This window comes from Hydrogenophaga palleronii, assembly GCF_031457455.1.
Lineage (GTDB): Bacteria > Pseudomonadota > Gammaproteobacteria > Burkholderiales > Burkholderiaceae_C > Hydrogenophaga > Hydrogenophaga palleronii_A.
On sequence record NZ_JAVDWU010000005.1, the window covers coordinates 55076 to 71816 of the forward strand.

Here is a 16741-nt window from a genome sequence, read left to right on the forward strand (position 1 = left end):
GATGTTTTGGGGCTGCGGTCAACACGCACCCTCCTGCCGAAGGACAACGCGCACGGTGCGCAACATGATCACGAGGTCGTACCAGAGCGACCAGTTGCGCACGTACCAGAGGTCCATGTTGATGCGGTGCTGGAAGGTGCTGGCGCTGCGACCGCTGATCTGCCACAGGCCGGTGATGCCAGGACGGGCCTTGCCATAGGCGGCGATGCTTTTGCCGTATTCGCCCAGTTCGCGAGCGAGCAGCGGACGCGGGCCGACGAGGCTCATGTCGCCCTTGAGCACGTTGATGAGCTGGGGCAGTTCGTCGATGCTGGTGCGGCGGATGAAATGACCGATGCGCGTGATGCGCGGATCGTTGGCGAGCTTGAAGTTGCTGGCCAGGTATTGCACGTAGAGCTTCTCGTTTTCTGTCTTCCAGCGTTCGAGCGTACCGTCGGCGTCCATCACCATGCTGCGGAACTTGATGAAGTCGAACAGCTGGCCGTCCACGCCGATGCGTTTCTGCACAAAGAACACCGGGCCGGCGTCGTCGCGCTTGATGCGCCAGGCGACCCAGGCGAACAGCGGTGCCAGCAACACCAGCAGAACGGCGGCGCCCACCACGTCAAGCACGCGCTTGAGGACCTGCGGACCGGGGCGATTGAGGTTGTTGCGGGCGCGCAGAAGCAGGACTTCGTGGCTGAAGAAGTGCGAGACCTCCATGCCGTAGATCGGCAGGCCACCGATCGCGGGGACCATCACGAGGTCGTCGCGGGTGAGCATGAGGTCCTGCGCGAGTTCGCGCAGCCAGTTGTTGTCCCGGATGCCGAGCACGCCCACCAGCTGGTGGGGCCCGGGCCGGGCGAGGAAGGCGCGCACGCCAGGCGTGAGCGCAGTGGGCGCAGCCACTTGCCCGTCCCCGAGCGCGACCAGCCGTGCACCCGGGTCAGGGCAGACGACGGCCACGGGCCGGTAGCCCAGCAGCGGTTCGCTGGCCAGGGCGGCGGCGGCTTTTTCAACGTCATCGGGGTGGCCGATGAGCACGTAAGGCTGGGTGAGCATGCCCGTGCGCAGCAAGCAGGTGCGCACGGCCAGGCGCGCCAACGGCAGGCAGACGAGAACGAGGCCCCAGGTGGCGCCGGTCCAGAGACGAGAGAGCGGCCACTTGGCGAGGTACATGACCATGGCGTCAAGCAGCGCCGCCAGCACGATCACCTGGATCATCTGACGCGCTTCGTCCCACCAGGGCTTTCGACGGTGGGCGGAGTAGTGGCCCTGCACCGTCCACATCCAGCTCACCATGGTCAGGGCAATCGCGGCAAACAGCGTGGGACGCAGGTGACCATTGGCTTCCAACCAGACGCTCATGGTCTGCGAGAGGCTCACATCGTCGCGAAACCATGCCGGCAGACGCCCGGCGATGAAACAGAATGCAAGCACACTCAGGTCGGTGAGCACCAGCAATGCCTTGACCTGGTTCTGGCGCTGGGTGAGGTTGGCCCAAGGCGCAAGGCTGCGGGCGAGGTCGTGTTCGTTGTAGAGAGGAATGACGGTGCCAGGAATGACGGTGCCCGGCACGCCTTCCGCCGGCGCGGGCGCCTCAAGGGACTGGGTGTGTGCGCGTGCCATGTCAACGCCCACTGCGGATCGAGGAGGTCAAAGGGCAGGCACCGTGAAGGTGCGTGGCATGCACACGCATGGCGCGCAGAAAAGTCTGCTGGCTGTAGCACGACATACATGGACTCCCAGGGTTCATTGGTTTTGCGCAGGCAGGCCTGCACCGGTTGCTTCATTTTTAGAAGCTGTGACCCAGCGGTATGTAACGAGCTATGAGTTCGTTCACAAGGATTTGCGTTCGATCGCGCTGGCTTGGCTACGATGCCCCCTCGTGTGTCGTTGAGTGCGCCATAAATGATTGAACTTATATTTACAGGTCCTATCCGAAACGCCGGGAGGTTGAAACGATGCGAGTGGCAGAGGCGATCGAACTGGATGCGCAAACCGAGCGCGGATTGCATGTGTTGTCGAAGGGAAGGCGCGTAGAGGCTCGTGTGCAGCAGCGCGCCAGCGTCATCCTGCTGGCGGCGCAAGGCTGGCAGAACAAGGACATCGCCGAGGAGGTCAGGCTCGACCGGCGACAGGTGGCACTGTGGCGGCGGCGCTTCATTGAAGGCGGTATCCAGGCGCTGCTGCAGGACGCTGCGCGTTCAGGGCGCACACCGAGCGTGACGCGCGCGCTCGAGTCGCTCATCCTGAGCAGGACGCTGCATGAGCAACCGACGGCCGGCGCTCACTGGAGCACGCGCACGTTGGCGTCACATCTGGGTCTGAGCGCCACGACCATCCGGCGGGTGTGGCAGCGCAACGGCATCCAGCCCCACCTGCAGGACCTCCTCAAGGTCTCACCGGATCCTTCACGCGTCGAAAACATGCTGGTCGATGTCGTGGGGCTGCACATGAGCCCGTTCGTCCATGCGATGGTGTTCAGCTGTGATGAAAAAGGCCCGGTTCAGGCGGTTACCCGCACCGCCGCCCCCCATCTCAGGCACGGTGGCACCACAACCCTGCTGGCCGCGCTCAACGCGCTTCACGCGCTGGACGGTGCGGTGATCTCGAAGTCCAGGGGACGCCATCGGCAGGCGGAGTGGCTCAAGTTCCTGCGGCAGATTCATCGCAGGACACCCAAGCACATCAAATTGCACCTGATCGTCGACAACGACGCCACCCAGCGGTACCCCGAGGTGCAGGCCTGGCTGGCCGAACACCCGCGCTGGGTCACCCATCCAGCCCCAGGCAACACCTCGTGGTTGAACCGGACCAAGCGCTTCTTGCGCGATGAGCTGGCACACCGCATCAGACGCGACAGCTTTCCCAGCCTGGGCGAATTGCAGCAAGCCACGGCGCAGTACATCGAACTTCCCACGAAGACACCAAAACCATTCATCTGGACCGCCAGCGCCCTGGCCAACACCAAGCGCACCCGAGCGGCGCCGGCGTTGCCACCCATCACGAAATAAGTGCAGTCCAGAGAGGCGCAGTCACTGATGTAACAGGGGTCTGGGTGGTGCTCAGTTCTTACATCCCGAAACGGGATTTCGCAGATTTGCACCAACACCAGCGCCCTCTGGCGACCGGGAGGGCTGGTCTGCACCGACCGGCTCAGGGTATTTGTGGTGCGGCGTCCCGAGGTGTCATGCACGGGGAGGGTGCCCGTTGAGGTAGCCGCCGTGGACCACCGTGTGGCGATGAGTGCCTCTTGGTGGGGCGGTTTCTGCACCTTCCCTGTGCAGATGTGGGTGCTGGAGGCGGCGCCTCACCGTGGAGCGCGTGCGACCCGCTGCCCTGGAAGCGCTTGCGATGGCCAAGGGCGTCCGGTGGATGCTTCTGGACCTGGAAGGAGGGGGGTAGCAGGGATTGCAGAAACAATTGCCGGAGAAACGGCAGCCCCGGGCACTCGAGTTGAGCCCAGGGGCGGGCACGCGCTTTGCCGAATGGGTGTGCGTTGGTCAATGGCGGCCGGCGCCAACCTCTTACCTCCACAGGAGAAAACCATGGCATCGAACAAGCAGGGTCAGCAAGACCCACAGGGACAAAAACAGCAGGAACAGGGCCAAGCCGGCCAGAAGCAGCAAGGGCAGGGGCAGCATGGGCAGGAGCTGAACCAAGGCCAGAACAAGGGCCAGAACGCAGGACGGAGTCCCGGCCAGCAAGGGGATCAGAGCGGCCAGTTCGGCCAGCGCGAGCAGAGCAACCCGGGCGGATCTGACCAGCAAGGGCGCAAGGAGGTCAATCCCTCTCAGCAGCAGGATGGGTCACGCTCGGCCCCCCAGGGGGGTGGCACCCGCCGGCCCATGGACGACAACGCCAGATAACAGCACGCTCGGCGCCTCCCCCTTGCGATTGGCATGGGGTGAGACGCCGATCCGCATGATCACTCGAACATTCATCCCACACCGATTCAGGAGATTTCCATGGCCAATTCCCGCCCCGAAGCAGACGCATGCACGTTTCTCGACACAGACCACAAGGCTGTCAAGAAGCTGTTCAAGGCGTACGAAGAACTCACGCACTCCAAAGCGCGCGATGTCGACCAGAAGAAACGCGAACTCGCACAGGAAATCTGCCAGGAGCTGACGGTCCATGCCACGATTGAAGAAGAAATCTTCTACCCTGCCTTGCGAGAAGCACTGAAGGAAACCGATGCACTCGCCGAAGCCGAGGTGGAGCACGCAGGTGCCAAGGACCTGATTGCCCAGATCGAAGCAATGGACCAGGCAGACGAAATGTTCGATGCCAAGGTCAAGGTGCTGGGCGAATACATCGACCATCATGTCAAGGAAGAAAGAAATCAGATCTTTCCCAAGGCCAGGGCCGCGCGAGGGCTCGACCTGGTGGCGATGCGTGAAGAACTGCAGTCGCGAAAAGAGGCGCTCATGGGCATGGAAGTGGCCTGAGCGTTCTCCCGCCGCGCTGGCGGCTCCTGTTCAGCCCCGGTCCCCCGTGATGAAAGCTGGCCTGAACATCTGGTGATGGTGACAACGGGCACCTGAATTGCCAGCCAGAAGCAGCCGACGCGTGTCGGCACACTGGAAGGAGTCTCTCATGTCCGATCTTTCAGCGGCGGGCGCCCGCCTCTGCGTGCTGCTTGCCGTGATGTCGGTACCGCTACTGACGGCCTGTGAGCCGGCAGAGACGCCTCCCGCTGTCCCCGGTGAGCCTGAGCGCAGAAGCGACAACCCGTCTCCACCGGCTACCTCTCCGGCCGATCCCACCAACACCGAGCTTCCTGCAGGGAGCACGGGGCTTGGCGGTCAACGCGAAGAGGATGCGAAAAAACAGTGAATGAGGCGCAAGATGCCGTCTGGGCGGTCTCCATTTCCGGCCGACGCCTTCTGGCCCCGGCCCAGCGGTGGCGGCAACGCCTCTCGTAAATGTTTCGGCAACGCTGTTTTGTCAAATTTTCCGATCACCCTCCCTATCAACCACACGCTTTCGCCAGGTGTCGGCGAGCCCGGCGCGTTCCAGCAGGGCCTTCCCGACCGGTGCATGGGCGGCGGCCTGCGGGAGGCTTTTCGCATCAGTTTGAGGGGCCCAGGGTGCGAGCGGCCTTTGTCCGGTGCTCGTCAGCTTGTGCTGCATCGCGCAGAGCACGCACCGCTTGCGGCACTGGCGCCGTGCGCAGCGCGGAAGGTGGATCCGTGAACTCACTCTGGGTGCCTGGCAACCGTTTCGCGCTGCTCGAAAACGGAGAGGAGTTCTTCCCACGTGTCTTCAGCGCCATCGAGGGGGCCGAGCGGGAGGTGCTGATCGAGACGTTCATCTGGTTTGACGACCAGGTGGGCCAGGCGCTGCGCGACGTGCTGATCGCCGCGGCGCGGCGCGGGGTCGAGACGCATGTGCTGATCGACGGATGGGGCTCACCCGATATTGCCTTACCCTTTGCACAGTCTCTGCTGGACGCCGGTGTGCGGCTGCGCAGCTTTGAGCCCGCCCGGCGCCTGTTCGGCGCCCGCATCAACATGCTTGGCCGCATGCATCACAAGCTTGTCGTTATCGACGCACGCCGCGCCTTCGTCGGAGGCATCAACTACGCGAAGGACCATCTGGTCGAGCTCGACGCCATGAGCAAGCAGGACTACGCGGTCGAGATCGAAGGCCCGCTGGTGGAACAGATCCATGCCTTCTGCCGCGCCAACCTGGAAAAGCCGCAACCAGAAAGGCGTTTGTGGATGCGGCGCTGGGGCGCGCGCATGGACAGGCGCGGCAGCACCCCTGGAACCGCGTCTGGCGGCGCGGTGGCCGCGTTCGTCACCAGGGACAATTCCAGCCAGCGCACCGACATCGAGCGACAGTACCGGGTGGCGATCCGCAGCGCGCAACGCCGTATCGTGATCGCCAACGCCTACTTCTTTCCGGGTTACCGCCTGCTTCGCGATCTGCGCCGTGCGGCGCGCCGTGGGGTGCAGGTCGATCTGATCCTGCAGGGCCAACCGGACATGCCATGGGTGCAGCGCGCCACGATGCTGCTGTACGAACTGCTGCTGCGCGCCGGCGTGCACATTCACGAATTCGTGGAGCGCCCGCTGCACGCCAAGGTGGCCGTGATTGACGATGAGTGGGCCACCGTGGGTTCCAGCAATCTCGACCCCACCAGCCTGAGCCTGAACCTGGAGGCCAATGTGATGATGCGCGACCAGGGCTTTGCAACGGAATTGCGCCAGGCGCTCGATGCACTGATCGAGAACAAATGCGTGACCGTGAACCTGCCGCGACCAGGCCCTCTGCGTTCGATCTGGCTCGCTGTTCGCACCACCATCGTGTACCACGTCTTGCGCCGCTTCCCGGCCTGGGTGAGGTGGACCCAGTCGCGCGCTCCCAGGGTGGTTCCCTTGCAGGCAGAGACGCCATGAAGCCGGCTGCCAAACGGGTCTGGTCCTGGCTGCGGCGCGTGGGTCCCTGGGCCCTGGCCGGCTTGGTGATGGTCCTGGTCGTGCAATACGCCCAGGAAGTGGACTGGCCTGCCGTGTGGCGGTCGCTGAAGGCGTTCCCGCCCAGCCTGCTGTTGCTTTCGGCCGCCCTGGCGTTGACCAGCCACGCCCTGTACGCCAGCTTCGACGTGATCGGGCGGCACCTGACGCGGCACGGCCTGGGTCGTGTGCGAAGCTGGGGCATCGCGGCCATCAGCTTTGCGTTCAACCTCAACTTCGGTGCGCTGATCGGCGGGCTGGCCTTGCGTCTTCGGCTCTACACCCGCCGCGGCCTGGCCATCGGCACCGTGGGCCAGATCGCCATGTACAGCATTTTCACCAACTGGCTGGGGTGGTGCTGGGTCGCTGGTGTCACGTTCATGGCGGTGCCACCGCGCGTCGAACTCGAGTGGATGCAGGGGGACACCGCATTGCGTGTGCTGGGCGCGATCCTGGTGGTGGTGGCGATCGGCTACCACGGCATGTGCATGCGCTGGGGCGGTGAAACACTCACCTGGCGCGAACACAGCGTCAAGCTGCCACCGCTGCGAATCTCCTTCCTGCAGGCCATCGCGGGCGGTGTCACCTGGATGATCATGGGTCTGAGCATCTGCAATCTTCTGGGCTGGCGAATCGACTATCCCACCGCCCTGGGCGTGCTGATGCTGGCGGCGGTGGCCGGTGCGCTCACGCATGTGCCGGCGGGCCTGGGCGTGTTGGAGGGGGTGTTTGTAGCCGCCCTGCACGGCCGCTTGCCCGCTTCGGAAATCCTGGCTGCGGTGCTGGCCTACCGCGCGGTCCACCACATCTTGCCGCTGTGCCTGGCCCTTCCCGCGTACGGACTCGATGAAGCATTGGCCAGGCGGCAGCCTGCCTAGGGCCTCTTAATGACGGGGGATCCATGCAGGCTCGCCAATTGCCCCGATCGGGCATGGCCACACGCTCCCGCTCACCGTCCACCAGCGGCACTCAGCCCAGGCGCGCCAGGGGCTCTGTATCCCCTGCGGAGAGCGATCTGCTGACGCCCTACCGGATCAAACGCAACTTCCACGTCACCCCGGAGCCAGCGGGTCAGGCGGCAGAAAAAGGCGCCACAGCGCAGTTCGTGGTGCAGAAGCACTGGGCGAGCCGGCTGCACTACGACTTTCGTCTGGAACTCGACGGCGTGATGAGGAGTTGGGCTGTGCCCAAGGGGCCGAGCCTGGACCCGGCGGTCAAACGCATGGCCGTCGAGGTGGAAGACCACCCCGTGGCCTATGCCGAGTTTGAGGGCCGCATCCCGGCCGGCCAGTACGGTGCCGGCCGGGTCGTCGTGTGGGACAAGGGCCATTGGCATCCCCTGGCCGACGCCCGGGCGGGTTTGCGCAAGGGCAGCCTGAAGTTCGAACTCCAGGGCCATAAGCTGCGCGGCAAGTGGGCGCTGGTGCGCATGAAGGGCCATGACCCGAAAAAACCGGCGTGGTTGCTGCTGAAGGAACGCGACGGATTCGCCCGGCCGGAAGAAGAATTCAGCATCGTCGAGGCAGAACCTAACAGCGTGGCTTCACTCGGCATGCCTGCGGAAGCCGGTCCCCAGACGCCTTTGGGGCAATCCGACTGGCCGGCAGAGGCCGTGCCCGGAGAACTGCCGGAAAGGCTCACGCCACAACTGGCCACGCGATCGGAAAAGCTCCCGCCCGACGATGCCGAGTGGCAGTACGAGATCAAGTTTGACGGCTACCGTCTGCTGGCACGCATCGAAGGTGCACAGGCGAAGAAGCAGGTGAAGCTTTTCACACGAAGCGGCCTCGACTGGACCGCGCGGCTCAAGCCCTTGCACCAGGTGTTGCTGGACATGCCCTTGCCCAGTGGCTGGTACGACGGCGAAATTGTGGTGCCGGGTGACAAAGGTTTGCCGGACTTTGGCGCCCTGCAGCGGTGCTTCGAGAACGGGCGAACCGCGGACGTCGTGTTCCATGTGTTCGATCTGCCCTTTGTGGATGGGCACGACCTCCGGTCGCTGCCGCTGCAACAGCGGCGCAACAAGCTGGCCAGTCTGTTGGCCACTGTGGATTCTGATGTGGTTCGGTTCAGCGCCGCGTTCGAGGGCGCCGGGGCCGACGTGCTGTCGTCTGCCTGCCGGCTCGGGCTGGAGGGCGTCATTGCCAAACGCAAGGATTCGGTCTACCGCGCGGCACGCAACACCGACTGGCTCAAGCTCAAATGCGGCAGGCGGCAGGAGTTTGTGATCGGTGGCTACACCGAGGGCAAGAATTCTCGTGCCGAGTTGGGCGCGCTGATGCTGGGGGTGTTCGACGAAGAGGGGGTCTTGAACCATGTCGGCAACGTGGGCACCGGTTTCAGCGGCTCAACCCTCACCCAGCTGCTGCGCCGCATGAAGCCATTGAGCCGGTCGACCAGCCCTTTCAGCAAGCGCCCTGGTGTGACCGCCCGGCCTCACTGGCTCGAACCCCGTCTGGTGGCGGAGGTGACGTTCTCCGACTGGACCAGCCAGGGTCATATCCGGCATGCCGTGTTTCTGGGCCTGCGAGAGGACAAGCCGGCTCGCAGCGTGGAACGCGAATGGCCACCGCCTGCGGACACATCCGCGTCTGCTTCTCCCTCTCCTGTACCGCCCATGCCAGCCAAAGCCCCCACCTCGACCCGGCCTGTGCGTGTCACCCACGCGCAGCGTGTCATCGATGCCAGCACCGGCGCCACCAAACTCGATCTTTACCGACACTATGATGCCGTGGCCGAACTTATGCTCACCCATGTGAAACAGCGACCCGTCGCGCTGCTGCGGGCACCCCAAGGCATCGATGGCCAGACCTTCTTCCAGAAGCACCTGTCGGCGGACCTGCCCGGCATCGCGCAGCTGGACCGCCAGCTCTCCCCGGGCAAGCCCCCGTTGATCGCGATCAACCAGCGCACAGGCCTGTTGGCGGCCGCGCAATGGAACGTGATCGAGCTCCACACCCAGAACGCGTTGGCGCGCAGTTTCGAGAAGCCCAACCGCCTGGTCTTTGATCTGGACCCGGGCAAGGGCGTGGACTGGGCGCAGGTGCAGGAGGCGGCCGTGCTCACGCAGGCGATGCTCAATCAATTGGGGCTGCGGTGTTTCCTCAAGACCAGTGGCGGCAAGGGCCTTCATGTGGTGGTGCCGATTCGCCAGCAACACGGCTGGGACGAGGTCAAGGGCTTTGCCCAGGCGGTGGTCGAGCACATGAGCCAGACCATTCCGCAGCGCTTCGTGGCCAAAAGTGGCCCCAGAAACCGCGTGGGCAAGATCTTTGTGGACTACCTGCGCAACGGCCGCGGTGCCACCACCGTCAGTGCCTGGTCGGCACGGGCACGGGCCGGCATGGGCGTGTCGGTTCCGGTGGAATGGGAAGAACTGGACGCACTGAGCGGCGGCGATCACTGGAACATCCGGAACGTGCCGGACCGGCTTTCCGTCGGCAATGCGCCCTGGCGCGACTATGCCCGCGCAGCGCGTTCGCTCACGGGCCCCATGAAAATGCTGGGGTACCGGCCATGAAACCCCGCGCCATCTGGAAAGGGGCGATCAGCTTTGGGCTGGTCCATGTGCCGGTGGCGCTGTATCCCGCGTCCCAGGATGCGGGGATCGATTTCGACTGGCTGGACCGGCGGACCATGGATCCCGTGGGTTACCAGCGCATCAACAAGCGCACGGGCAAGCCCATCAAGGGCACCGACATCGTCAAGGGCATTGAACAGGAAGATGGCGACTACGTGCTCGTCACCGACGAGCAGATCAAGGCGGCGTACCCCGCCTCCACACAGTCGATCGACATCGAGACCTTCGTACAGGCCGCCGAGATTCCGTTCCTGCTGTTGGAAAAACCGTACTACCTGGAGCCCATCGGCAAAGGTGAAAAGGTGTACGCGTTGCTGCGAGAAGCCATGTTCGAGGCGGGGGTGATCGGGATTTCGCGCGTGGTGATGCACACCAAGGAACATCTGGCCGCGCTGGTGCCGATGGGGCCTGGCCTCGTGCTCAACACCATCCGGTGGGCCAGCGAGATCCGGCCTGTGGACGAGCTGAAATTGCCGCCCGCAGGCAGAGCGGCCGCGGGTGTGAAACCGGCCGAGCTGAAGATGGCCACCCAGCTGATCGGCGACATGACCACCACCTGGGACGCCGAACGCTATCAGGACCGCTTTGTGGATGCCGTGCAGAAGCTGGTGAAACAGAAAATTGCCGCAGGTGATACCAAGGTGGTGACGCCCATCGAAGAACCCCCGGAAAAGACAACGACGTCCAATGTGGTCGACCTCACCGAACTGCTGGCACGCAGCCTGGCGCAGCGCCAGGGGAGCCCAGGGCCCAGAAAAGACCAGAAAAAATCAGCAACCTCGGGCCGGGGCACCGGCAAAGCCTCCCAGCCCAAGCGCGCGTGAGGCGCGCGCAACTGATGCCCGATCAGGCAGCCAGCAAGCACTCCTGGCAGGGCGCGGCAGGCAGCAGCCGCTGGTATTCGTTGCGCAACACGCCATAACATTCGCAAGCCTGGTCTTCCAGGCCTTCCCGGTCCAGGATCTCGACATGGCCGCGCGCGTAGCGAATGAGCCCCAGCTTTTGCAGGTGTCCCGCACCTTCGGTCACGCCCTCCCGGCGCACCCCCAGCCGCGTGGCAATCTGTTCCTGGGTCATCAGCACTTCATCGCTGTTGGTTCGATCAGCTTGCTGGAGAAGGCAGAACGCCACCTGTTGCGTGACCAGGTGGTGCCGGGCACAGATGGCGTGCTGGGCGGTCTGCGTCAGCAGCGCCTGCGTGTAGCGCAGGAGCACCCGCATGGTGTCCCCGGCGCGCTCGAACTCCTGCATGAGAATGCCCGCTGGAATGCGGTAGGCCTCACCGCTGGCCAGCACCGACGCGTAGCCCGAAGAGGGCGTGCCGCTCATGAACAGACTCACCCCCAACATGCCATCGTTGCCGACGAGGGCGGACTCGGCGCAATCGCCGTCTTCCGTGACGTGCATGAGGGAAGCGAGCGACGTGGTGGGGAAATAGGCATGAGACAGCGACTGGCCCGGTTCGTACACCGATTCCTTGCGGTTTAGCACCACGCGGTCCACGTGGGGTTGCAGGCGCAACCAGTCTGCACTTCCCAGTGAAGCCAGCAAGCGGTTGTCCAATGGGCTGGAATGGGTTTGCATGTTGAACCTTTCAAAGAATGGTTGAGGCCACCATGCAGGGCATTTGCACGGTCATGGCACACCAATGGCAAACGACATGCCAACCCCTTCTCTGCCCGGTCAAAAAAAAGGCGTTTCGCCGTCCTGATTGGCGCAGGCAACAGGGGAAAAAGCAGGGAAAAACACTTGTCGGATTCCATTCGTCGGATTCCAAGCTGCCAAGCAGACGCCCGTGTATGGAACCCCGCCGCGTCATTTCCTTTTCTGATCAACCCGTTGGCGGTCGGTCGCCTAATACATCCTGCACATACCACTTCTGGATCATCACCATTCCGGCCGCCGTCAAGGGCGCCGCGAAAATCAGACCCATTGCACCCGCCACCACCCCGAGCAACACCTGAACGACGATGGTGAGCGCCGGGGGCAAATCCACCATGCGTTGCTGCAGGATGGGCGTGAGCACGTAGCTCTCCAGGGCCTGGATGCCCATGTACAGGATGACCACGTAGAGCATTTTTTCCGGTCCGTCCAGCAAGCCGATGAGGGCAGCCGGCACGAGCGCGATGATCGGGCCGAAGTTTGGAATGAATGACAACAGGGCCGCCACGATTCCGAGGACCAGGGCAAGATCGATCGACATCAGCCACAGCCCGACGGTTGTCATCACCCCGATGACCAACATTGCCGCAAGCTTTGCAGCCAGCCAGGATCGCAGGGAAGACCCCACGGCATTCAACACTTCCCGCGCCCGGTCCCTCTTGCCGACAGGCACCAGATGCATCAGCCCATTGACGTACATGGGCGGATCAATGGCCAGAAAAAGGCCGACGATCAGCGCGATGACCAGATTGCCCAATGCGCCAAAGCTTGACGAAAAGAAGCCGCCCAGTGCACCGGCGGCTTCTGAACCTTCGGGCAGCAGTGACCTGATGCGCTCTTTCTGTTCGAGCAGTTGATGGGTCAGCCGCCACTGGCGCAGGCTGTCTTCGAGCTGCCGCGCCGCCTCCGGAATGCGCTTTCCCAGTTCGGACGCCTGGTCCGCCATGGCCGAAGCGCCGAAGGCAATCGCCACGCCAAGAAGCAGGGTGGGCACCACCACGGACAGGGCGAGGGAGACGCCGTAGGGCATGCCCGTCATGGCACGAACCCATTTGGCGGCGCTGTTGAACATGATCGCGAAAAGCAGCCCTCCGAAAATCGCGAAGAAGGCCTCAGCCGCACGCAACAGCAGCAGCACTGCCAGCACAACCAGTGCGACCACAAAGGCTTGAACAAGGGTTCTGGCGGCCGTGCTTTCTTGATTCAATGTTTTCTCTTTCCGGGGCCGTGCGCATCTGCCCGGACAAGTTGGGGCAAATGAGGTGCCAGAGAAAAGTCAATGCGTTGGCACGAGGATTGCCCATTGGGCAATACCTATTGCCTTCCGTTCAGATGATCGAATACGCGACATCGGGGAAGTCAATCTCAACCGGGAGCCAACGTGCTGAAATGGGCCATCATTTTTTTTCTTGTCTCGCTGGTCGCCGGCTATTTCGGTTTTGGCGGCGTTGCCTCAGGCACCAGGACCATTGCAAAGGTTCTGTTCTTTCTGGCCATCACCATTTTCCTGGTGGTGCTCGTTTTTGGCGTTTTGCTGGGAACGCTGGTCTTTTAGTCACCACAGCCGCACACGCCCGTCTGCAACCTTGAAACCCTTCCACGCTGGCGTGGATGCAGGAGATCACCATGAACCTCGTTTGCCCGGACATCCACAAATGGCAAGCCCTGAGTGGCGCGCCGGATGAGTCCCGAATGCCGATCCGGATGGATCACACACCGAACATCCCGCCCTCGACGCCCCCCATCCCCGAAACGCCCCCTGAGGTGCCCACCGAGCTGCCTCCTGAAATTGAGGACCCGCCCGTTCCCCCGGAACAGCCACCCATTCAGGAACCCCCTCAAACACCCGGAAAGATCATTGCCGCATGCTGATGAGCTGATCCGCTCCCGCCAAGCGGATGGCGGGAGGCACGGTTCAAAGGGATGGCTGGCGAACCTCGGAAGCAGGCATTTTGCTCACCGCAGCGGCCCGGGGGTGTGCAATCATGCCGGGCGGAAAGTGGCATGATGAGCATTTTTTCGCAGGGAGGCAGTGACAGGCGTTGCCATGGCATGTGGGATTGCGTGCCACTGCAGCGGGAGCGCCATCACTCACTCGGCCACCCTCGCGCCACTCAAGGTGAATGCACATGACCCACGCCCTGATCGTAGAAGATGATGTGGATTCGGCCGTGACGCTCAAGGCGTTGATCGCGAGCGAAGGTCTCACCGTTTCCACCGCCTTCAACCTGCTGGATGCGCGCAAGCAACTGGCGCTTCAATCGCCCGACATTGTGTTGCTGGACCTGAAGCTTCCCGACGGAAGCGGCATGGACCTGTTCAACGACCCCGACCTGTTGTCGAACTCCGAGGTGGTGCTGGTGACCGGCCACGCGAGCCTGGAAACGTCCATTCTCGCGCTGCGACTCGGCGCGGTGGACTACATTGTCAAACCCATCACCCACAAGCATTTGCAAGGGCTGCTCTCGCGGGTGACAAAACCCTCGGTGCTGAAGGCAGAAGTGGCAGATTTGACGGCAAAACTTGCAGCCAGCGGTCATTTCGGGAAACTGTGGGGGCGTGCGCCCAGCATGCGACGCATCTATGAGCAGATTTCCCGCGTGGCCGGCACCGGTGTCACGGTGTTCATCACGGGAGAAAGCGGCACGGGCAAGGAAGTGGTGGCACAGACCATTCACGACCTGAGCCGGCGACGGAAGATGCCGTTCCTCGGTGTCAACTGCGGTGCGATTTCTCCCCATCTGATCGAGAGCGAAATTTTTGGCCACGAGAAGGGCAGCTTCACAGGCGCAGACCGCCAGCACCAAGGTTTCTTCGAACGCGCCGCAGGCGGCACGCTCTTTCTCGACGAAATCACCGAGATGCCGCTCGACCTTCAGGTCAAGCTCCTGCGGGTGCTCGAGACAGGTCGTTTCATGCGGGTGGGCGCCACGCAGAGCCAGGAGACCGATGTGCGCATCGTGGCCGCCACCAACCGTTCCCCTCAGCAGGCGGTAGCGGCGGGGCGGTTGCGCGAAGACCTGATGTACCGCCTGAACGTTTTCCCCATCGACCTGCCGCCGTTGCGGGAGCGTTTGTCTGACGTGGGCTTGCTGGCAGAGCATTTCCTGCGCGGCATTGGTGAGCAGGAGGGCCGCGCAAAAACGTTCACGCCCGAAGCCCTGGACCAGCTGGCACGCTATTCGTGGCCCGGCAACGTGAGGGAGCTGCGCAACGCCGTGCACCGCGCCTATGTCATGGCACAAGGCACGCAGATTGATGCGCAGTGGCTACCGGGTGCCGGCGATGAGCAGATGGCCGTTGCGCCTGTCATGGACGCGCCAGTGCCACAGAGCGAGGTCCCAGCCCCCCAGCGCGAAACCGCTCAAGCCGCCCCAGCGCCCCAGAGCGCCGTGGTCGAGCTTCCCATTGGGATCACCATTGCCGAGGCCGAACAACGTCTCATTCTGGCCACGCTGCGCCACTACCGGCATCAGAAGGAGCGCACGGCGGCTGCCTTGGGGGTCAGCTTGAAGACGCTTTACAACCGCCTCAAGCAGTACGCTGCTGAGAGGGACGTCGAAGAGTAGGTTTCGGGATTTCTTTCTGGTGTTGGAGCGCAGTCGGCACGTCGATTGCCGCAAACGGGTTTCTCGTTCAGGCATCACGGTGTGATGTCTTCGAGTTTGTCCACGCCAACTTCCTAGGAGATCACGATGCCTGAAAACATCCGCAGTGCCGCCATTGTCGGAGACCCTGACCTCAGCTCTCAGCAGGGCCCCGCCAGCCAGACCGGTGCCACAGGGGCCAATTCCGGGGGCAGCCATGCCAAACAGATACTCAACCGCGTCACCGAAGGCGCACACCATGCGGTGGATCGCTTTGCCGAAAAGGCCGGTCCAGCGGTTGAGAAGATCGAGTCCGGCGTGTCTCATGCCAATGAATCCCTCGCTGAGCAGGCGCAGCACATGCGGGAGCTGGGCGATGAATGGACGCAGGGCTTGCGCAAGACGGTTCGCGCGAACCCGCTGACCTCGGTCCTTCTGGCCATGGTGGCCGGCGCGGTCATCGCCCGGGTGACCCGTTGATCACCCGTTGCGCCAAACCCGTGAGCCGACCAACGCAGCCGCTTGGTGCTGGGCAGCCCGAAGCTGATGCGATTCCTACGCATCGGCGCAAGGCAGCTGTTGCACCCCCTGGGATCGTCAGGCGGGTCCCGCAGGTGCCCGCGTCCCAGGGCCCTGCGGGAAAGCTTGTCGAAGATGAGACGGCCGATCCCGTGGGGGATGGGCACAGCGACGCCGAACTGGCCGATCGCCTGTCTCAGCGGCGTGCGGAGCGGAAAGACTGACCCGCCGGGTTGAGTCAAGGAGGGCGTAAGGCCTGTGGTCACGTGCCACGGCCCCCGACCGAGCGTCGACCGACCCCGGCGGGTTGCGGTGCCTCGCTGTCACTTGCACACGCAACTTTTCTCACTTTGAAGGGAGAACCCTCATGAAACCCAATCCCTATGCAAGCTGCATCGACGCCTGCGTGAAGTGCGCGCTCGCCTGCCACCACTGCTCGGCCGCCTGCCTGAAGGAAGCGGATGTCAGTCACATGGCGCGATGCATTTCCCTGGACATGGACTGCGCCGCGTTCTGCGAACTGACCGCGGCAGCCATGGCGCGTGAAAGCGTCAACGCCAAGGCCATTTGTCGCGTTTGCGCCGAAGTGTGCGACGCCTGCGCAGACGAGTGCGCACGGCACGAGGCAGACCACTGCCAGGCGTGTGCCGAAGCCTGCCGTTCGTGTGCCGGTGAATGCAGACAGATGGTCGCATGAGCGCTTCTGCCTGTCAGGCGCACATCGACCCTGTTTGAACAATGAAGGAGGACGCCATGGCCAAGTACGGTCCCAAGGCATCTGAGAAGGTGGAAGAAGCCATGCACGAGATGAAAGAGGGCAAGCTCAAAAGCAGCTCGGGCAAGAAGGTGACAAGCCGCAAGCAGGCGGTTGCGATCGGGCTGTCGGAAGCGCGGGAGGCTGGCGCCAAGGTGCCACCGCGCTCCAGAAAGTCGACATGACAGGGGGC

The 16741-nt window shown here is 63.4% G+C and carries 16 protein-coding genes; 13 read left to right on the forward strand and 3 right to left on the reverse strand.

The window, feature by feature from the left end; all coding sequences use genetic code 11:
* Positions 1–18: 18 nt before the first annotated feature.
* Positions 19–1608 (reverse strand): undecaprenyl-phosphate galactose phosphotransferase WbaP, encoded by a 1590-nt coding sequence (gene wbaP, locus J2W49_RS12890; RefSeq protein WP_310316488.1) that lies wholly within the window; start codon positions 1606–1608, stop codon positions 19–21.
* 335 nt (positions 1609–1943) lie between these two features.
* Between wbaP and J2W49_RS12895 the strand changes: the two genes are divergently transcribed.
* From J2W49_RS12895 to ku, 8 genes are all read left to right on the forward strand, one after another.
* On the forward strand, positions 1944–2996 hold the full coding sequence (locus tag J2W49_RS12895) for an IS630 family transposase (RefSeq protein WP_310316491.1): 1053 nt from the start codon (positions 1944–1946) through the stop codon (positions 2994–2996).
* 534 nt (positions 2997–3530) lie between these two features.
* Positions 3531–3851 (forward strand): hypothetical protein, encoded by a 321-nt coding sequence (locus J2W49_RS12900; RefSeq protein WP_310316493.1) that lies wholly within the window; start codon positions 3531–3533, stop codon positions 3849–3851.
* Positions 3852–3950: 99 nt separating this feature from the next.
* Positions 3951–4433, forward strand: a complete 483-nt coding sequence (locus J2W49_RS12905; RefSeq protein WP_310316496.1) for a hemerythrin domain-containing protein — start codon at positions 3951–3953, stop codon at positions 4431–4433.
* A gap of 148 nt (positions 4434–4581) precedes the next feature.
* Positions 4582–4821: a hypothetical protein gene (locus tag J2W49_RS12910; RefSeq protein WP_310316498.1), complete on the forward strand. Its 240-nt coding sequence runs from the start codon at positions 4582–4584 to the stop codon at positions 4819–4821.
* Between the two features lie 356 nt (positions 4822–5177).
* On the forward strand, positions 5178–6389 hold the full coding sequence (clsB, locus tag J2W49_RS12915) for a cardiolipin synthase ClsB (RefSeq protein WP_310316502.1): 1212 nt from the start codon (positions 5178–5180) through the stop codon (positions 6387–6389).
* Entirely contained in the window at positions 6386–7324 is a 939-nt protein-coding gene (locus J2W49_RS12920; RefSeq protein WP_310316505.1) for a lysylphosphatidylglycerol synthase domain-containing protein, read from the forward strand. Before clsB ends, J2W49_RS12920 begins: the two co-directional genes overlap by 4 nt.
* 53 nt (positions 7325–7377) lie before the next feature.
* Positions 7378–9966 (forward strand): DNA ligase D, encoded by a 2589-nt coding sequence (gene ligD, locus J2W49_RS12925; RefSeq protein ID WP_310316508.1) that lies wholly within the window; start codon positions 7378–7380, stop codon positions 9964–9966.
* A complete protein-coding gene (ku, locus tag J2W49_RS12930) occupies positions 9963–10850 on the forward strand; it encodes a non-homologous end joining protein Ku (protein ID WP_310316511.1) in 888 nt (295 codons plus the stop codon). The genes ligD and ku overlap by 4 nt, the downstream gene beginning before the upstream one ends.
* A 22-nt stretch (positions 10851–10872) precedes the next feature.
* On the opposite strand, the gene J2W49_RS12935 is transcribed toward ku, so the two are convergent.
* Positions 10873–11610 (reverse strand): Crp/Fnr family transcriptional regulator, encoded by a 738-nt coding sequence (locus J2W49_RS12935; RefSeq protein WP_310316514.1) that lies wholly within the window; start codon positions 11608–11610, stop codon positions 10873–10875.
* A 247-nt stretch (positions 11611–11857) separates the two neighbouring features.
* Positions 11858–12850: an AI-2E family transporter gene (locus J2W49_RS12940; protein ID WP_310317319.1), complete on the reverse strand. Its 993-nt coding sequence runs from the start codon at positions 12848–12850 to the stop codon at positions 11858–11860.
* A 219-nt stretch (positions 12851–13069) separates the two neighbouring features.
* Between J2W49_RS12940 and J2W49_RS12945 the strand changes: the two genes are divergently transcribed.
* The 5 genes from J2W49_RS12945 (at position 13070) to J2W49_RS12965 (ending at position 16733) form a co-directional block, all read left to right on the forward strand.
* Positions 13070–13243 carry a DUF1328 domain-containing protein gene (locus J2W49_RS12945; RefSeq protein ID WP_310316518.1) on the forward strand — a complete coding sequence of 58 codons (174 nt, stop codon included), beginning with the start codon at positions 13070–13072 and terminating at the stop codon, positions 13241–13243.
* A 574-nt stretch (positions 13244–13817) separates the two neighbouring features.
* Positions 13818–15257, forward strand: a complete 1440-nt coding sequence (locus J2W49_RS12950; RefSeq protein ID WP_310316520.1) for a sigma-54-dependent transcriptional regulator — start codon at positions 13818–13820, stop codon at positions 15255–15257.
* 126 nt (positions 15258–15383) lie between these two features.
* A complete protein-coding gene (locus tag J2W49_RS12955; protein ID WP_310316523.1) occupies positions 15384–15755 on the forward strand; it encodes a hypothetical protein in 372 nt (123 codons plus the stop codon).
* Positions 15756–16161: 406 nt separating this feature from the next.
* Positions 16162–16491, forward strand: a complete 330-nt coding sequence (locus J2W49_RS12960; RefSeq protein ID WP_310316526.1) for a four-helix bundle copper-binding protein — start codon at positions 16162–16164, stop codon at positions 16489–16491.
* A gap of 56 nt (positions 16492–16547) precedes the next feature.
* Positions 16548–16733: a DUF6496 domain-containing protein gene (locus J2W49_RS12965; RefSeq protein ID WP_310316528.1), complete on the forward strand. Its 186-nt coding sequence runs from the start codon at positions 16548–16550 to the stop codon at positions 16731–16733.
* Positions 16734–16741: the final 8 nt, after the last annotated feature.

Excerpts from the sequence above, each read along its gene's own strand:
- wbaP (WP_310316488.1), bottom strand. The coding sequence starts at position 1,608 with ATGGCACGCGCACACACCCAGTCCCTTGAGGCGCCCGCGCCGGCGGAA.
- J2W49_RS12895 (WP_310316491.1), top strand. The coding sequence starts at position 1,944 with ATGCGAGTGGCAGAGGCGATCGAACTGGATGCGCAAACCGAGCGCGGA.
- J2W49_RS12900 (WP_310316493.1), top strand. The coding sequence starts at position 3,531 with ATGGCATCGAACAAGCAGGGTCAGCAAGACCCACAGGGACAAAAACAG.
- J2W49_RS12905 (WP_310316496.1), top strand. The coding sequence starts at position 3,951 with ATGGCCAATTCCCGCCCCGAAGCAGACGCATGCACGTTTCTCGACACA.
- J2W49_RS12910 (WP_310316498.1), top strand. The coding sequence starts at position 4,582 with ATGTCCGATCTTTCAGCGGCGGGCGCCCGCCTCTGCGTGCTGCTTGCC.
- J2W49_RS12920 (WP_310316505.1), top strand. The coding sequence starts at position 6,386 with ATGAAGCCGGCTGCCAAACGGGTCTGGTCCTGGCTGCGGCGCGTGGGT.
- ligD (WP_310316508.1), top strand. The coding sequence starts at position 7,378 with ATGGCCACACGCTCCCGCTCACCGTCCACCAGCGGCACTCAGCCCAGG.
- ku (WP_310316511.1), top strand. The coding sequence starts at position 9,963 with ATGAAACCCCGCGCCATCTGGAAAGGGGCGATCAGCTTTGGGCTGGTC.
- J2W49_RS12935 (WP_310316514.1), bottom strand. The coding sequence starts at position 11,610 with ATGCAAACCCATTCCAGCCCATTGGACAACCGCTTGCTGGCTTCACTG.
- J2W49_RS12950 (WP_310316520.1), top strand. The coding sequence starts at position 13,818 with ATGACCCACGCCCTGATCGTAGAAGATGATGTGGATTCGGCCGTGACG.
- J2W49_RS12955 (WP_310316523.1), top strand. The coding sequence starts at position 15,384 with ATGCCTGAAAACATCCGCAGTGCCGCCATTGTCGGAGACCCTGACCTC.
- J2W49_RS12960 (WP_310316526.1), top strand. The coding sequence starts at position 16,162 with ATGAAACCCAATCCCTATGCAAGCTGCATCGACGCCTGCGTGAAGTGC.
- J2W49_RS12965 (WP_310316528.1), top strand. The coding sequence starts at position 16,548 with ATGGCCAAGTACGGTCCCAAGGCATCTGAGAAGGTGGAAGAAGCCATG.